Below are 15,651 nucleotides of genomic sequence, written 5' to 3' on the forward strand. Positions count from 1 at the left end.
CAATCGAATCGAACCACTCCTTTAACCACCGTCCGGAGAGGCGGAGAAGGGGAAACATGACACAGCGAACAGTGCTGGACGCCCCCGATATCTCGAGGGCGATCACCCGCATCGCGCACGAGATCATCGAATCCAACAAGGGCAGCGAGGATCTCGTTCTGCTCGGCATCCCGCGCCGCGGGGTCCCGCTGGCCCACCGACTCGCCGAGGCGATCGCCGCGATCGAAGGCCGACCCGAGGCAGCGAGCGAACTCGCCGGCAGCCTCGACATCACCATGTACCGCGATGACCTGCGCGGCGGCTCCTATCGGGCACCCGAACCGACGAGCATCCCGTCCTCGGGCATCGATGCGAAGACCGTCGTCCTCGTCGACGATGTGCTCTTCTCCGGCCGCACCATCCGCGCCGGGCTCGACGCCCTGGCAGATTTCGGCCGTCCGGCGAGGGTGCGGCTGGCCGTCCTCGTCGACCGCGGCCACCGCGATCTGCCGATCCGCGCCGATCATGTGGGCAAGAACCTTCCGACCTCGAGCAGCGAACGCGTCAACGTCTCCCTGGCCGAGATCGACGGCAGCGATGCGGTCACCATCTCGGGAGGCCGCGAATGAAGCACCTGCTCGACACCGCATCCCTGAGCCGGAACGACGCCATCGCCATCCTCGACATCGCCGAGGAGATGGCCCTCGTGTCCGAACGCGAGGTCAAGAAGCTCCCGGTGCTGCGCGGCCGCACCGTGGTCAATCTGTTCTTCGAGGACTCCACACGCACACGCCTGTCGTTCGAAGCCGCCGCCAAACGGCTCTCGGCCGATGTGCTCAACTTCTCTGCGAAGGGATCCTCGGTGTCGAAGGGCGAGAGCCTGCAGGACACCATTCAGACGATCTCCGCGATGGGCGCCGATGCGATCGTCGTCCGTCATTCCGGCGCCGGCACCGCGCACCGGCTCGCCCACACCGGCTGGATCGACGTCCCCGTCGTCAATGCCGGCGACGGCACCCACGAACATCCCACCCAGGCGCTTCTCGACGCTTTCACTCTGCGCCGGGCACTCGCCGGGGTGCCCGCCTCGGGGCCGGTGGCCGGCGGCCCGCGCGGGCAGGGACTGGACAAGGCGAAGGTCGCCATCGTCGGAGACGTCCTGCACTCCAGAGTGGCTCGCTCGAATGTGCACCTGCTCTCCGGCCTCGGCGCGGACGTCCACCTCATCGCACCGGCCACCCTGCTGCCCTGGGGAGTGGAGGATTGGCCGGTCACCGTCCATTACGACTTCGACGCCGCACTGAGCGCCGAGGACTTCGCAGCCGTGATGATGCTGCGCGTCCAGCACGAGCGCATGCACGAATCGTTCTTCCCCAACGCCCGCGAATACGCCCGCCTGTGGGGACTGAGCGCCGCACGGCTGGAGAAGCTGCCGGCCGAGACGTTCATCATGCACCCGGGACCCATGAATCGCGGATTCGAGATCTCCGCCGCCGCGGCGGACTCACCCCGCGCCCTCGTCCTCGACCAGGTCGAGAACGGTGTGAGCGTGCGCATGGCGGTCCTCTACCGTCTGCTGACAGGTCAGGAGGAGACCAATGACTGATTACCTCATCCGCGGAGCCGATGTGCTCGGACGCGGTGCCGCCGACATCGCCGTCCGCGACGGGCGCATCGTCGAACCCGAGCTCCTCGACCCCGATGCGACCGAGATCGTCGACGCCGCAGGGCTCGTGGCTCTCCCGGGACTCGTCGACATGCACACCCATCTGCGCGAACCGGGCAAGGAAGATGCAGAGACGGTCCTCACCGGTTCCCGCTCGGCCGCGGCCGGGGGCTTCACCTGCGTGCACGCCATGGCGAACACCGCTCCCGTGGCCGACACCGCCGGAGTCGTCGAACAGGTTCACCGGCTGGGCCGCTCAGCCGGCTTCACCGAGGTCGTGCCCGTCGGTGCGGTCACCATCGGCCTCGAAGGCAGGCAGCTGGCCGAGCTCGGGGCGATGGCCCGGTCGGCGGCACGGGTGCGGATGTTCTCCGACGACGGCATCTGCGTCTCGGATCCCCTGCTCATGCGCCGAGCGCTCGAATACGTCAAGACCTTCGACGGCATCATCGCCCAGCACGCACAGGAACCGCGTCTGACCGAAGGCGCGCAGATGAACGAGAGCGCGGTCTCGGCCGAACTCGGACTGCCCGGTTGGCCGGCGGTGGCCGAGGAGTCGATCATCGCCCGCGACGTGCTGCTGGCCGAACACGTCGGCTCCCGGCTGCACATCTGCCATGTGTCCACGGCCGGCAGCGTCGACCTCATCCGCTGGGCGAAGGCCAGGGGAGTGGCCGTGACCGCCGAGGTGACCCCCCACCACCTCATGCTCACCGACGAACTCGTGCGCACCTTCGACCCCGTGTACAAGGTCAACCCGCCCCTGCGCACCGATGCCGATGTCACCGCCCTGCGCGAGGCACTGGCCGACGGCACGATCGACGTCGTCGGCACCGACCACGCCCCCCACACCGCCGAACACAAGTGCAGCGAGTGGACCGCGGCGGCCATGGGCATGGTCGGCATGGAATCGGCGCTGTCCATCGTCGTCGCAGCGATGGCCGACTACGACTTCGGCTTCGGTGACGTGGCACGGGTGATGTCGACCGCTCCGGCTCGGATCACCGGTGCCTCAGGCCACGGAAGCCTCGAGATCGGAGCGAGCGCGAACATCGTCCTCGTCGATCCCTCGGCTGCGCACACCATCGATCCCGCCGCACACGCCACGAAGGGACGCAACAACCCCTTCGCCGGCGTCGAGGTGACCGCCCAGGTCACCGACACCTTCTTCTACGGCCACCGGGTATTGGCCGCAGGGGCACTGACAACACCCCACCCGGCAGGAGCAACATGGACAGATCACTAGGCACACTCATCGTCGCAGTCGTCATCATCCTCGTGATTCTGGCGATCGCCTGGGGATGGAGCCGACGCAAACGAGACCAAGCGCAAGTCGTCGTCCCTCCGAAGCCGCATCTCGGGATCACCCCCGTGGCCGATCCCGTCGAAGGCTCGTACGTGTCGACGACGAAGGCCGGACATCCGCTCGAACGCGTGGCCGTGCACGGCCTGGGCATCCGCACCACCGCCGAACTCGTCATCACCGACGGCGGAGTGATCATGGACCTGGCCGGACGCGAGGACTTCCTCATCCCGCGCCGGGACATCGTGTCCGTGGACACCACGTCCGGGATGATCGGCAAATTCGTCGAACGCGGCGGCATCGTTCGCATCACCTGGCGCCTGGGAGACACCCTCGTCGACACCGGCTTCCGCGCCCGCTACGCAGCGTCCACCGCTCCCACCGTCGACCGCATCCGCGCAATGATCGAAGAGGCACAATGAGTTTTTCCACCACCCCCGCCGTCCTCGTCCTCGAAGACGGCCGCACCTTCCACGGCTCCGCCTACGGAGCGATCGGCGAGACCACGGGCGAAGCCGTCTTCGTCACCGCGATGTCCGGTTACCAGGAGACGCTGACCGACCCGTCCTACCATCGCCAGATCGTCATCCAGGCCGCGCCGCACATCGGCAACACCGGGATCAACCGCACCGATGACGAATCGGCCCGTATCTGGGCCGCAGGGTACGTCGTCCGCGACGCCTCCCGGATCTCGTCGAGCTGGCGCTCCGAGGGCGACCTCGCCGATTGGCTCGCAGACTCCGGCATCGTCGGCATCAGCGACGTCGACACCCGCGCGCTGACCCGGCATCTGCGCGACAAGGGCGCCATGCGCGTGGGCATCTTCTCCGGACCGTCCGCCGAGATCGCCGAGGCAGAGCTCTTGGCCCGAGTGCAGGCCTCCCCGCAGATGGCCGGGGCCAACCTCGTCGACGAGGTCTCGATCACCGAACCGAAGCTCATCCCGGCCCGCGGCGAGAAGAGGTTCAGCGTCGCCGCCGTCGACCTCGGCATCAAGTCGATGACCCCCGAACGCCTGACCGAACGCGGCATCGACGTCCACCTCGTGCCGTCGTCGGCCACCTTCGACCAGATTCGAGCGCTGAACGTCGACGGAGTGTTCTTCTCCAACGGCCCCGGCGACCCCGCCACTGCCGATGACCAAGTCGAACTGCTCCGGTCCGTCCTCGACGCCGGGATCCCCTTCTTCGGCATCTGCTTCGGCAATCAGCTGCTCGGCCGGGCGCTGGGCTTCGGCACCTATAAGCTGCCCTTCGGCCACCGCGGCATCAACGTGCCCGTGATGGATCGGACGACGAGCAGAGTCGAGATCACTTCGCAGAATCACGGCTTCGCCGTCGACGCCCCGCTCGAGGGTGAGACGACCGCCCCGCACAAGGCCGACTACGGGCGCGTCATCGTCTCGCACGTGTGCCTCAACGACGATGTCGTCGAGGGCTTGGCCTGCCTCGACATCCCTGCCTTCTCCGTCCAGTTCCACCCCGAGGCCGCGGCCGGACCGCACGATTCGAGCTATCTGTTCGATCGCTTCATCGACCTCATGTCCGCTTCCCAGGCCGATACGGCTGCCCAGGCCTAAGGAGACCACCCATGCCACTGAGACAAGACCTCAACTCCGTCCTCGTCATCGGTTCCGGGCCGATCGTCATCGGCCAGGCCTGCGAATTCGACTACTCGGGCACCCAGGCCTGCCGTGTCCTGCGGTCCGAGGGCCTGCGCGTCATCCTCATCAACTCGAACCCGGCGACGATCATGACCGATCCCGACATCGCCGATGCCACCTATGTCGAACCGATCGACGCGCAGGTGATCGAGACGATCATCGAGAAGGAGCGCCCTGATGCGCTCCTGCCCACGCTCGGAGGGCAGACCGCCCTCAACGCCGCGATCGCCCTCTACGAGTCGGGTGTGCTCGAGAAGTACGGCGTCGAACTCATCGGCGCGGATGTCGATGCCATCCAGCGCGGCGAGGACCGGCAGAAGTTCAAGGACATCGCCGTCGAATGCGGCGCCGAAGTGGCTCGTTCGGCCATCTGCCACAGTCTCGACGAGGCCATCGCCGCGGCCGAGGAACTCAACTACCCCGTCGTCGTCCGCCCCTCCTTCACCATGGGCGGTCTCGGCTCGGGCATGGCCTACGACGAATCGGATCTGCGCCGGATCGCCGGAGCCGGACTCGCCGACTCCATCACCCATGAGGTGCTGCTCGAGGAGTCCATCCTCGGGTGGAAGGAGTATGAGCTCGAGCTCATGCGCGACAACAAGGACAACGTCGTCGTGGTGTGCTCGATCGAGAACGTCGACCCCGTGGGCGTGCACACCGGTGATTCGATCACGGTCGCGCCGGCCCTGACGCTGACCGACCGGGAATACCAGGAGATGCGCGATATCGGCATCGCCATCATCCGTGCCGTGGGCGTGGACACCGGCGGATGCAATATCCAGTTCGCCGTCGACCCCAAGACCGGTCGCATCGTCACCATCGAGATGAACCCGCGCGTCTCCCGGTCCTCGGCGCTGGCGTCGAAGGCGACGGGCTTCCCGATCGCGAAGATGGCCGCCAAACTCGCCGTCGGCTATTCGCTCGACGAGATCCCCAACGACATCACGAAGGTCACCCCGGCCAGCTTCGAACCGACCCTGGACTACGTGGTCGTCAAGATCCCGCGCTTCACGTTCGAGAAGTTCCCGGCCGCCGACCCGACCCTGACGACGACCATGAAGTCCGTCGGCGAGGTCATGGCCCTGGGACGCAACTTCACCACCGCCCTGCAGAAGGCTATGCGCTCACTCGAGCAGAAGGACGCCTCCTTCGGCTGGGACGAGCTGCCCGATGTCTCCGACGACGAGGTCCGCGAATCGGTCCTTGAGGCGATCTCGCACGCCACCGCCGACCGCATCCACTCCGTCCAGCGGGGGCTCGCCGCCGGGCTGAGTGCCGCCGAGGTCTTCGACGCCTGTGAGATCGACCCCTGGTACCTCGACCAGATCCAGCTCATCAATGAAGTCGCCGCGCATATCCGCGATGCCGAAGAACTCGATGAGGCGGTGCTGCGGATTGCGAAGAACCACGGGTTCTCCGATGAGCAGATCGCCAGTCTGCGGAGCCTGCAGACCGATGTGGTGACCGGGATCCGCCACGCTCTGCGCGTGCGTCCGGTGTTCAAGACCGTCGACACCTGTGCCGGCGAGTTCGAAGCGCACACTCCGTACCACTACTCGAGCTACGATGCCGAGACCGAGGTCGCACCCCGTGAGCGCTCCGCCGTGATCATCCTCGGCTCGGGACCGAACCGGATCGGGCAGGGCATCGAATTCGACTACTCGTGCGTGCACGCGACCATGGCGATCGCCTCGGCCGGCTACGAGACGATCATGGTCAACTGCAATCCGGAGACCGTGTCGACCGACTACGACACTGCCGATCGCCTCTACTTCGAACCCCTGACCTTCGAAGACGTCATGGAGGTCTACCACGCAGAACTCGCCGCCGGGCCAGTCCTCGGCGTCGTGTGCACCCTCGGCGGACAGACGCCGCTGGGTCTGGCCGATCAGCTCAAAGCCGCAGGCGTGCCCGTGCTCGGCACCCAGCCCGAGGCGATCGACCTGGCCGAGGACCGCGGCGAATTCGGTGCCGTCCTCGACCGGGCGGGGCTGACCGCGCCGAAGCACGGTACGGCCGTGACGTACAAGGAAGCCGCCGACATCGCCGAGGAGATCGGCTACCCGGTGCTCGTGCGCCCCTCCTACGTCCTCGGCGGCCGCGGCATGCAGATCGTCTACGATCGCACCCAGCTGCTCGACTACATGGCCACGGCAACGGAGATCTCCGTCGACCGACCGGTGCTCGTCGACCGCTTCCTCGAAGACGCCATCGAGATCGACGTCGATGCACTCTACGACGGTGAGGAGGTCTTCATCGGCGGCATCATGGAGCACATCGAGGAAGCCGGGATCCACTCGGGGGACTCGGCCTGCGTCCTGCCCTCGCTGACCCTGGGCGATGATGTGCTCGAGCGCGTCCGTCAGGGGACGAAGGCGATCGCCGAGGGAGTCAGCGTGCGCGGACTGCTCAACATCCAGTTCGCCATCGCCGCCGACGTCCTCCACGTCATCGAGGCCAATCCGCGCGCCTCCCGCACGGTGCCCTTCGTCTCGAAGGCGACGTCGACCCAGCTGGCCAAGGCCGCAGCGCTCATCGCGGTGGGCCGAACCATCGACGATATGCGCGGAGGGCTGCTGCCGTCGACCGGCGACGGTTCGAGCCTGCCGTTGGATCACCCGATCGCGGTGAAGGAAGCGGTTCTGCCCTTCCGTCGGTTCCGCACGGTCGAGGGCAAGGTCGTCGATTCGATCCTCGGGCCCGAGATGCGTTCGACGGGTGAGGTCATGGGCATCGACCACGACTTCCCGACCGCCTTCGCCAAAGGCCTGCTCGGAGCGTCGGTGAAGCTGCCGACCTCGGGCACCGTGTTCGTGTCCGTGGCCGATCGGGACAAGCGGGCCATGGTGCTGCCGGTCAAGGAGCTCGTCGACATGGGATTCGACGTCGTCGCCACCACCGGCACAGCCGCCGTCCTCTCGCGCTACGGAATCCGGACCACGCAGGTGCACAAGCACTTCGAGGCCGATGCCGAGGACCGCACGGTGCTCGACTACCTCGCCGCGGGCACCATCGACATGGTCATCAATGTACCCTCCGGCAGGCAGGAGCGCGCCGACGGCTACGAGATCCGCGCCGCAGCGACCGCGAACTCCGTGCCTCTGATCACCACGCTGGCGGAATTCGCAGCGGCCGTGACCTCCCTCGAAGTCGTCCGCGACTCGACTTTCCAGGTGCGCAGCCTGCAGGACTGGAGCGCATGATGTTCGGCACCCGGCTGGCCGCCGCGACGGCCGAGCACGGTCCGCTGTGCGTGGGCATCGACCCGCACGAGCATCTGCTGCAGTCCTGGGGTCTGCCGCTCAGCGCCGAGGGCGTGCGCGAGTTCGCCCTGCGCACGGTCGCCGAGCTCAAGGGCACGGTGGCTGCGGTGAAACCCCAGTCGGCGTTCTTCGAGCAGTACGGTTCGGCCGGTGTCGCCGCCCTCGAAGAGACGCTGGCCGCGGCCGGCGAGGCCGGCATCCTCAGCGTCCTGGACGTCAAGCGCGGCGACATCGGCTCGACCATGGCTGCGTACGCGAGAGCCTATCTCGACCCCGCCTCGGCGTTGGCCGCCGATTCGATCACGGTGTCGCCCTACCTCGGATTCGAGGCGCTGGAGCCGGCGTTCGAACTGGCCGCCGCCCACGGCAAGGGCGTGTTCGTGCTCGCCCTGACCTCGAATCCCGAAGGCGCGCAGGTCCAGCACGCGCAGGGCACAGAGGGCTCGGTGGCCGGCTCCATCGTCGCCCGAGTCGCCGAACGCAACAGCCTCGCCCTCGCCGAGGCTGGGGAACGGGAAGGGCTCGGACCCTTCGGTCTCGTCGTCGGCGCCACCATCGGCACCGCCGCCCACGACCTCGGTGTCGACCCCAGCGGCTGCGGAGGCCCGATCCTGGCACCCGGGGTCGGCGCGCAGGGCGCCGGCATCGCCGAACTGCGCACGGTCTTCGGCGATCGGGCACTGACCTCCGGACAGGTCCTGGCCACCGCCTCGCGAGCGGTGCTGGGAGCAGGTCCGCAGGGTCTGGCCGATGCCGCTCGCCGCCTCAACGCAGCGCTGACCGAGCTCCGCTGACCATCGGTCGCCGCTGAGCCGGGGAGTCCCGGTCCGAGCATCGGACTTCGGTCAGGGGGCTCTGCCCGATGCCAGGAGCGATCGGAAAGGGGCGAAATCGGACTCGTGAGGACTTTTCTTCGGCTCATTGCGCCTCTGCGCAGGGAATGTGTCTTAGACTGAGACAACTTCCCTACCTGCCCGTTCATGGTGACAGAGGAGATAATGTGGCACTCGAACCGTTGACCCCGCAACAGCGTTCCGCTGCTCTGGACAAGGCGTTCAAGGCGCGTCAGGCGCGGGCCGAAGTCAAGTCGGCGCTGAAGAACGGTGAAACCGATCTCGCCGCCGTGCTCAAGAAGGCCGCAGACGACGAGGCACTCGCGAAGATGCGCGTGCTCGATCTGCTGCGGGCACTGCCCGGTGTCGGAGACCGCCGGGCAGAGGCAGCCATGGAAGAGGTCGGCATCGCGACCTCCCGCCGGATCAAGGGACTGGGCGTGCACCAGAAGTCCGCCCTGTTGGAGAAATACTCCTGAGTGTGACAACCTCGGATCTGTGAACACTCGACTCACCGTCCTCGCGGGTCCGACTGCCGTCGGAAAAGGCACCGTCAGCACCTACATCCGGCAGAATCATCCCGAGGTCTGGTTCTCCGTTTCCGCCACCACGCGGCCGAGGCGACCGGGCGAGGTCGATGGTGTCCATTATCACTTCCTGTCCGATGACGACTTCGACGCGCTCATCGCCGACGGACAGCTGCTCGAATACGCCGTGGTCCATGGACGTCACCGCTACGGCACTCCGGCGGCGCCGGTGCGCGAGAGACTCGAGCAGGGCGTCCCGGCCCTGCTCGAGATCGATCTGCAGGGCGCCCGCCAGGTCAAGGAGAAGATGCCCGACGCCCGATTCGTCTTCCTCGCCCCGCCCAGCTGGGACGAGCTCGTCTCCCGGCTGACCGGCCGGGGAACCGAATCGGCCGAGGAGCAGCAGCGGCGTCTGGCCACTGCGAAGCGCGAAATGGCCGCCGAAGCCGAGTTCGACGTGACCATCGTCAACGACCACGTTCGCACTGCGGCCGAAGAACTCCTATCATTGATGGGTATATCCACCTCCGATTAGATGGGAACCCCCTTGCCCGCACAGCCCGAAGGCATCACCAATCCTCCGATCGACGATCTGCTGAGCGTCACCGGTTCGAAGTACGAACTGGTCTCCATCGCGGCCAAGCGCGCCCGTCAGATCAACTCCTACTACGCCCAGCTGCAGGAGGGACTCCTCGAGAACGTCGGTCCGCTCGTCACCCCCGGCACGAACGAGAAGCCGCTGTCGATCGCTCTGCGCGAAGTCAACGAGTCGAAGATCGTCGCCCGTGAGGTCTCCGAGGCCGACTTCCTCCAGACCGCTGCCGAGCCGCAGCAGCCCGCTCCCGTGAGCAACGACGGCGCGATCGACTTCAGCGACCAGTGAGGACCGTACTCGGCGTCGCCGGTGGGATCGCCGCCTACAAGGCCGCGCACATCGTCCGGCGACTCCGGGAACTCGAGCACAGCGTCAAGGTCGTCCCGACGGCCAATGCGCTGAATTTCATCGGTGCCCCCACGTTCGAGGCACTCTCCGGACAGTCCGTGACGACCGACGTCTTCGCCGAGGTCGAAGACGTCAACCATGTCCGCATCGGACAGGAAGCCGAACTCGTCATCATCGCCCCGGCGACGGCGAACCTCATCGCGAAGATCGCCGCCGGAATCGCCGACGACCTGCTCACAGCCACCGTGCTGACCACCACGGCAGAGGTGGTCGTGGCGCCGGCTATGCACACGGAGATGTGGCACAACCCGGCGACCGTGGCCAATATCGCGACCCTGCGCTCCCGCGGCGTCCACGTGCTCGAACCGGCCGTCGGACGACTCACCGGACCTGATTCGGGACCGGGCAGACTGCCCGAACCCGAGGACATCGTCGCCTTCGCCCTGTCCGCGAAGGAAGGCGCACGCGGAGCCGTTGCCGCCGGAGGCGAGGAACCGCCGCCGACAGCCGGGGGACTGGCCGGCCGGCGCATCGTCATCAGCGCCGGTGGGACCCGGGAGGCACTGGACCCGGTGCGCTTCCTCGGCAACCGGTCCTCGGGCAAACAGGGCATCGCCCTGGCCAGAGCCGCCCGGGCCGCCGGCTCGCAGGTCGAACTCGTCGCAGCCAATATCGATTCGGGCCTGCTCAGGACCCTGCCTGCCGACATCGACGTGCAGCACGTCGAATCCACCCTCGAGCTGCAGGCGGCGATGCGCGCGGCCCAGTCGGACGCCGATGCCCTCATCATGGCGGCCGCCGTCGCCGACTACCGACCCGCCGCGACCGCCGAGTCGAAGATGAAGAAATCCGGCGACGACGGGCTGACGCTGCGTCTGGTGCAGAACCCGGACATCCTGCGCGGGCTCGTCGACGATCGGCCCGAGGGACAGATCATCGTCGGCTTCGCCGCCGAGACCGGTGACCCGGACACTGCCGCCGTCGACTACGCGCGGGCGAAGTTCCTGCGCAAGGGCGTGGATCTGCTCGTGTTCAACGACGTCTCCTCCGACCGCGCATTCGGTCACGATCACACGGCAGTGCAGATCATCGGCTCCAGAGCCGGAGAGACCTTCGTCGGTGAGGAATTCCACGGCACCAAGGACGATGTTTCGCAAAAGGTCATCGAGGCAGTGATCGACCAGCTCACCCACGTAGAATCGACAACGTGACTCATTCAAATCTCCGTTTCTTCTCATCCGAGTCCGTCACCGAGGGACACCCCGACAAGATCTGCGACCAGATCAGTGATGCCGTGCTCGACGATCTGCTGCGACAGGACCCCAACGCGAAGGTCGCTGTCGAGACCATGGTCACCACCGGGCTCGTGCACGTGGCCGGTGAGGTCAATACCGCGGCCTATGCCGATGTCGCCGGCATCGTCCGCAGCCTCATCACCGGCATCGGCTACGACTCCTCGGACACCGGATTCGACGGGCATTCCTGCGGAGTCTCCGTCTCGATCGGCAGCCAGTCCACGAACATCCACTCCGGAGTGACGAATCCCCTGGACTTCCGTGAGGCCGTCGCCTCCGACGACCACGGCACCAGCCTCGGTGCCGGTGACCAGGGACTGATGTTCGGCTATGCCGACAATTCGACCGATGTGCTCATGCCGCTGCCGATCCATCTGGCCTCCCGGATGGCCGAGAGGCTGTCCGAAGTCCGCAAGACCGGTCGGCTCGACTATCTGCGCCCTGATGGGAAGACCCAGCTGACGCTCGGCTACGACGGCGACGAAGCCGTGTCCATCGAGAACATCGTCGTCTCCACCCAGCACTCCGCCGATGTCAGCCAGTACCAGCTGCACGCGGAGATCCAGGAAGAGGTCATCGAACCGGTGATCGCCGACTCCGGTCTCGACACCTCCGGAGCGAACATCCACATCAACCCCGCCGGGCCGTTCGTCACCGGCGGTCCCATGGGAGACGCCGGACTGACCGGACGCAAGATCATCGTCGACACCTACGGCGGCTTCTCCCGCCACGGCGGCGGGGCGTTCTCCGGCAAGGATCCCTCGAAGGTCGATCGCTCCGCGGCCTACGCCATGCGCTGGGTGGCGAAGAACGTCGTCGCCGCCGGGCTGGCCGATCGCGCCGAGGTCCAGGTGTCCTACGCGATCGGGCGCGTGGATCCGATGGGCCTCTACGTCGAGACGTTCGGCACCGAGAAGGTCGACCCGAACGCGATCTCGGCAGCCATCCGGGAGGTCTTCGATCTCCGCCCGGCGATGATCATCGCCGAACTCGACCTGCTGCGCCCCATCTACTCACAGACCTCGACCTACGGTCACTTCGGTCGTGAGCTGCCCGATTTCACCTGGGAGGTCACGGACCGCGCCGAGGACCTGCTGCGCGCCGTGTCCACCCACTGAGCCTGCTTCGCGGCGTGGACGAACCCCTCCCGATCGACACCGGCACCTCGGCCGAAGGCCAGGTGCCGTTGGCCTCCGACGATCCGGTCGCCAGAGTGCTCATCGACCACCCGGTACCCCATCTCGCGCGAGTCTTCGACTACGCCGTGCCCGCCAAGCTCGCCGAGGCGGCCCTGCCCGGGGTGCGGGTGCGCGTGAAGTTCGCCGGGAAGCTCCGTGACGGATATCTGCTGGAGCGCGTGAGCTCCTCGGAGCACCTCGGCCCGCTGGCGACGCTCCAGCGCCTGAGCGGGCCCGTGCAGGTGCTCGGCCCGGAGCTCCTGGCTCTGTGTGAGGCCACCGCGAGACGGTACGGCGGCACTCTCGCCGATGTGCTCCGACTGGCCATCCCACCCCGCCATGCCCGCGGCGAGAAGGCCGTGCTCAGAGCCGAGAAGGCGCGCACCGAAGACGCCGACCGCGGCACCCCTGCCCAGCAGGGAGCGGCGACCGACGACACCGGGACGCAAGCGGCGCTGGCGGCCGCGGGGATCGGGGAGCCCGAAGCACAGCTGCTTCGTCGCCTCGCCGGATGGCTCCTCGAGGCGGTGCCCGAGACGACGGCCCCTGACGACGGTCCCGTGCCTCGGCGACGGACGCTGGCCTGCACCCCAGGTCCCACGCCCGGACTGAGCTGGATCCGAGCCGGACTCGCCGCGGCACGGCGGACACTGGCGGCCGGCCGATCAGTGCTGTGGCTCGTCCCCGACCATCGTGAGCTCACAGTCCTGCATACCAGCCTCGTCGCCGCAGGCATCGAGGACGTCTCCGTGCTCAGCGCCGACCAGCCGCCCGAACAGCGCTGGCAGTCATGGCTGCGCGGACTGCTCGGACACACGCGGGTGACGATCGGCACTCGGGCCGCGGCCTTCGCTCCGATGACCGAACTCGGCCTCATCATCTGCACCGATGACGCGAACCGCAACTACCTCGACCAGCACGCTCCCTATCCCCATGCCCGGGAGGTCAGCCTCCTGCGATCGACGATCGAGGACACCGAGCTCCTCTTCGTCTCCACCGAACGCAGCGCCGAGGTGCAGCGGCTCGCCGAGATCGGCTGGCTCGCCGACATCACTCCCACGGGGCCCGCACGCCGGAACGCGGCGCCCGTCGTCCACGTCCCCGACGAAGACCGGGACCCCTTCGCCTGGCAGCGGATCCCCAGTCGCGCCTGGCAGATCATGCGCACCGCTCTGCGGCCGCGGCCCCGTGACGGAGGCGTCCCCGGTCCCGTCCTCGTCCAGGTGCCCCGCTCCGGGTACTATCCAGTCTTCGCCTGCGCCCGGTGCCAGGAGGTCGCTCGCTGTCCCCGCTGCGAAGCCACGCTGACCACTCAGTCCGAGGTGGGCCCCTTCGCCTGCCGCGCCTGCGGGTATCACTCCGAGGAATTCACCTGTTCCCGCTGCCGCTCACATCAGGTGCGCGCCGTCGTGCGGGGGCGAGCGCGGACAGTCGAGGAGCTGCGCCGGGCGATGCCGGACGTCGAGATCATCGAATCCGGCGGCGAGCACATCGTGACCGTCCTCGACGAAGCGCCGCGGCTGATCGTGGCCACCACCGGAGCCGAACCCTATGTGCTCGGCGGCTACTCCGCGGCGATCCTGCTCGACTCCCTCTGGCCGGGGCCGTGGATGCGTTCGATCGACGAGGCCGTGTCCCGCCGCCTCCGCGCGGCCGCGCTCGTGCGCTCACGCGACCAGGGCGGAGTCGTCTACCTCGGCGACGAGGACGAACTGATCAGGAAGACGCTGACCGGGTTCGACCCCATCACGTTCATGTCCCGGCAGCTGGCCGACCGGAAGGCGCTCGGGTTTCCTCCCTACCGGCGGATCCTCGAGCTCACCGGCGCCGGCTCCGACATCGACGCCGTGCTCAGCGAGCTCGGGGAGGTCGACGAGCTGCTGCGTGACGAGGCCGAGGACGGTCAGCGGAGTGTCTTGGCCTACCCGATCTCCGCCGGAGACCGGGTCGGGACCCGAGTGGCGGAGTTGACCGCCTCCCGCTCGGCGAAGAAGCAGCCGCAGGTCCGGGTGCGCATCGACGATCCCCGGTCGCTGTGACCGGCCGGAGAACCAGTAGAATCCATGACGTGGATATCGTCTTCGCCGGAACTCCGGATGTCGCAGTGCCCGCCCTCGAGGCCCTCGCCGAATCCGAGCACCGCATCCGTGCGGTCCTCACCCGCCCCGACGCCCCCGTCGGGCGCAGGCGCGTCCTCACCCCCTCGCCGGTCAAGACCCGCGCCCTCGAACTCGGCCTCGACGTGATCGAGGCCGATCGGCTGCGCGGAGAGGTCATCGCCAGGCTGCGGGAGCTGCAGGTCGACGCCGTCGCCGTCGTCGCATACGGCGCCATCGCCGGGCCCGCCGCACTGGCCACCGCCCGGCTCGGCTGGTTCAACCTCCACTTCTCCCTTCTTCCCGCCTACAGAGGCGCGGCACCCGTGCAGCGGGCCCTCATCGACGGCCTCGACCGCAGCGGAGTGAGTGTCTTCAGAATCGATACGGGCATGGACACCGGCCCCGTGCTGCGTCGGCGCGAACTCGACCTCGGCCACCCCGACGTCAGCTCCGCCTTGGAGGACTACGCACGACGCGGAGCTCACGAACTCGTGGCCGCCTTCGACGACCTCGCCGCGGGCACCGCCCACGAGACCCCGCAGACCGGATCGTCCTCCCATGCGGAGAAGATCACCGCCGCCGACGCCCGGCTCGATCTCACAGCCCCTGTCGGTCGCGTCATCGACCGGGTCCGCGGCACCAGCCCCAGTCCCGGCCCCTGGGTCGAACTCGACGGGAAGCGGACGAAGCTCTTCGGCCTCAGCCGGGCACCGGAGGTGACTGCGAGCGCCGAAGCCGGAACGCTGACGAGCTGGAACGGTGCTCCCGTACTGCGCTGCGGAGACGGCTGGGTCCATATCGCCGAGATCCAGCCCTTCGGCAAACCGCGGATGGCGGCCGCTGACTTCCTCCACGGTCACGGCGACATCCGCTTCGACCACCACACCGACCAGGGAGCATGA

14 protein-coding genes are annotated in these 15,651 nt (G+C 67.7%); all 14 read left to right on the top strand.

Features of this window, described 5'->3' with window-relative positions; all coding sequences use genetic code 11:
* The first annotated feature begins 56 nt into the window (after nt 1-56).
* Entirely contained in the window at nt 57-608 is a 552-nt protein-coding gene (gene pyrR / locus IIE29_RS08510; RefSeq protein WP_209324805.1) for a bifunctional pyr operon transcriptional regulator/uracil phosphoribosyltransferase PyrR, read from the top strand.
* Entirely contained in the window at nt 605-1,585 is a 981-nt protein-coding gene (locus tag IIE29_RS08515; RefSeq protein ID WP_209324806.1) for an aspartate carbamoyltransferase catalytic subunit, read from the top strand. Before pyrR ends, IIE29_RS08515 begins: the two co-directional genes overlap by 4 nt.
* The gene (locus IIE29_RS08520) at nt 1,578-2,891 is read left to right on the top strand and encodes a dihydroorotase (protein ID WP_209324807.1); all 1,314 of its coding nucleotides are present in this window, start codon (nt 1,578-1,580) and stop codon (nt 2,889-2,891) included. The genes IIE29_RS08515 and IIE29_RS08520 overlap by 8 nt, the downstream gene beginning before the upstream one ends.
* The gene (locus tag IIE29_RS08525) at nt 2,876-3,370 is read left to right on the top strand and encodes a PH-like domain-containing protein (protein ID WP_209324808.1); all 495 of its coding nucleotides are present in this window, start codon (nt 2,876-2,878) and stop codon (nt 3,368-3,370) included. The genes IIE29_RS08520 and IIE29_RS08525 overlap by 16 nt, the downstream gene beginning before the upstream one ends.
* Nucleotides 3,367-4,527 carry a glutamine-hydrolyzing carbamoyl-phosphate synthase small subunit gene (gene carA / locus IIE29_RS08530; protein ID WP_209324809.1) on the top strand — a complete coding sequence of 387 codons (1,161 nt, stop codon included), beginning with the start codon at nt 3,367-3,369 and terminating at the stop codon, nt 4,525-4,527. Before IIE29_RS08525 ends, carA begins: the two co-directional genes overlap by 4 nt.
* Before the next feature lie 11 nt (nt 4,528-4,538).
* The gene (gene carB / locus IIE29_RS08535; RefSeq protein WP_209324810.1) at nt 4,539-7,814 is read left to right on the top strand and encodes a carbamoyl-phosphate synthase large subunit; all 3,276 of its coding nucleotides are present in this window, start codon (nt 4,539-4,541) and stop codon (nt 7,812-7,814) included.
* Nucleotides 7,811-8,668, top strand: coding sequence for an orotidine-5'-phosphate decarboxylase (gene pyrF, locus IIE29_RS08540; RefSeq protein ID WP_246475830.1), 858 nt, complete (start codon nt 7,811-7,813; stop codon nt 8,666-8,668). Before carB ends, pyrF begins: the two co-directional genes overlap by 4 nt.
* A 206-nt stretch (nt 8,669-8,874) precedes the next feature.
* The gene (gene mihF, locus IIE29_RS08545) at nt 8,875-9,186 is read left to right on the top strand and encodes an integration host factor, actinobacterial type (protein ID WP_209324811.1); all 312 of its coding nucleotides are present in this window, start codon (nt 8,875-8,877) and stop codon (nt 9,184-9,186) included.
* Between the two features lie 19 nt (nt 9,187-9,205).
* Nucleotides 9,206-9,769, top strand: coding sequence for a guanylate kinase (gmk, locus tag IIE29_RS08550; RefSeq protein ID WP_209324812.1), 564 nt, complete (start codon nt 9,206-9,208; stop codon nt 9,767-9,769).
* Entirely contained in the window at nt 9,770-10,117 is a 348-nt protein-coding gene (gene rpoZ / locus IIE29_RS08555) for a DNA-directed RNA polymerase subunit omega (protein ID WP_209324813.1), read from the top strand.
* Complete coding sequence (gene coaBC, locus IIE29_RS08560; RefSeq protein ID WP_209324814.1) at nt 10,114-11,388, top strand: bifunctional phosphopantothenoylcysteine decarboxylase/phosphopantothenate--cysteine ligase CoaBC; 1,275 nt, start codon at nt 10,114-10,116, stop codon at nt 11,386-11,388. The genes rpoZ and coaBC overlap by 4 nt, the downstream gene beginning before the upstream one ends.
* The gene (metK, locus tag IIE29_RS08565) at nt 11,385-12,590 is read left to right on the top strand and encodes a methionine adenosyltransferase (protein ID WP_209324815.1); all 1,206 of its coding nucleotides are present in this window, start codon (nt 11,385-11,387) and stop codon (nt 12,588-12,590) included. The genes coaBC and metK overlap by 4 nt, the downstream gene beginning before the upstream one ends.
* Before the next feature lie 14 nt (nt 12,591-12,604).
* On the top strand, nt 12,605-14,689 hold the full coding sequence (locus tag IIE29_RS08570) for a primosomal protein N' family DNA-binding protein (RefSeq protein ID WP_209324816.1): 2,085 nt from the start codon (nt 12,605-12,607) through the stop codon (nt 14,687-14,689).
* A gap of 29 nt (nt 14,690-14,718) precedes the next feature.
* Complete coding sequence (locus IIE29_RS17140) at nt 14,719-15,651, top strand: methionyl-tRNA formyltransferase (protein WP_209324817.1); 933 nt, start codon at nt 14,719-14,721, stop codon at nt 15,649-15,651.

Origin of the sequence: Brevibacterium renqingii (assembly GCF_017808095.1) — a bacterium.
In the GTDB taxonomy this organism is placed as follows: Bacteria; Actinomycetota; Actinomycetes; order Actinomycetales; family Brevibacteriaceae; genus Brevibacterium; species Brevibacterium renqingii.

Coding starts and splice junctions, on each gene's coding strand:
- carB (WP_209324810.1), top strand. CDS start 4,539: ATGCCACTGAGACAAGACCTCAACTCCGTCCTCGTCATCGGTTCCGGG.
- carA (WP_209324809.1), top strand. CDS start 3,367: ATGAGTTTTTCCACCACCCCCGCCGTCCTCGTCCTCGAAGACGGCCGC.
- pyrR (WP_209324805.1), top strand. CDS start 57: ATGACACAGCGAACAGTGCTGGACGCCCCCGATATCTCGAGGGCGATC.
- IIE29_RS08515 (WP_209324806.1), top strand. CDS start 605: ATGAAGCACCTGCTCGACACCGCATCCCTGAGCCGGAACGACGCCATC.
- IIE29_RS08525 (WP_209324808.1), top strand. CDS start 2,876: ATGGACAGATCACTAGGCACACTCATCGTCGCAGTCGTCATCATCCTC.
- IIE29_RS08520 (WP_209324807.1), top strand. CDS start 1,578: ATGACTGATTACCTCATCCGCGGAGCCGATGTGCTCGGACGCGGTGCC.
- rpoZ (WP_209324813.1), top strand. CDS start 9,770: ATGGGAACCCCCTTGCCCGCACAGCCCGAAGGCATCACCAATCCTCCG.
- pyrF (WP_246475830.1), top strand. CDS start 7,811: ATGATGTTCGGCACCCGGCTGGCCGCCGCGACGGCCGAGCACGGTCCG.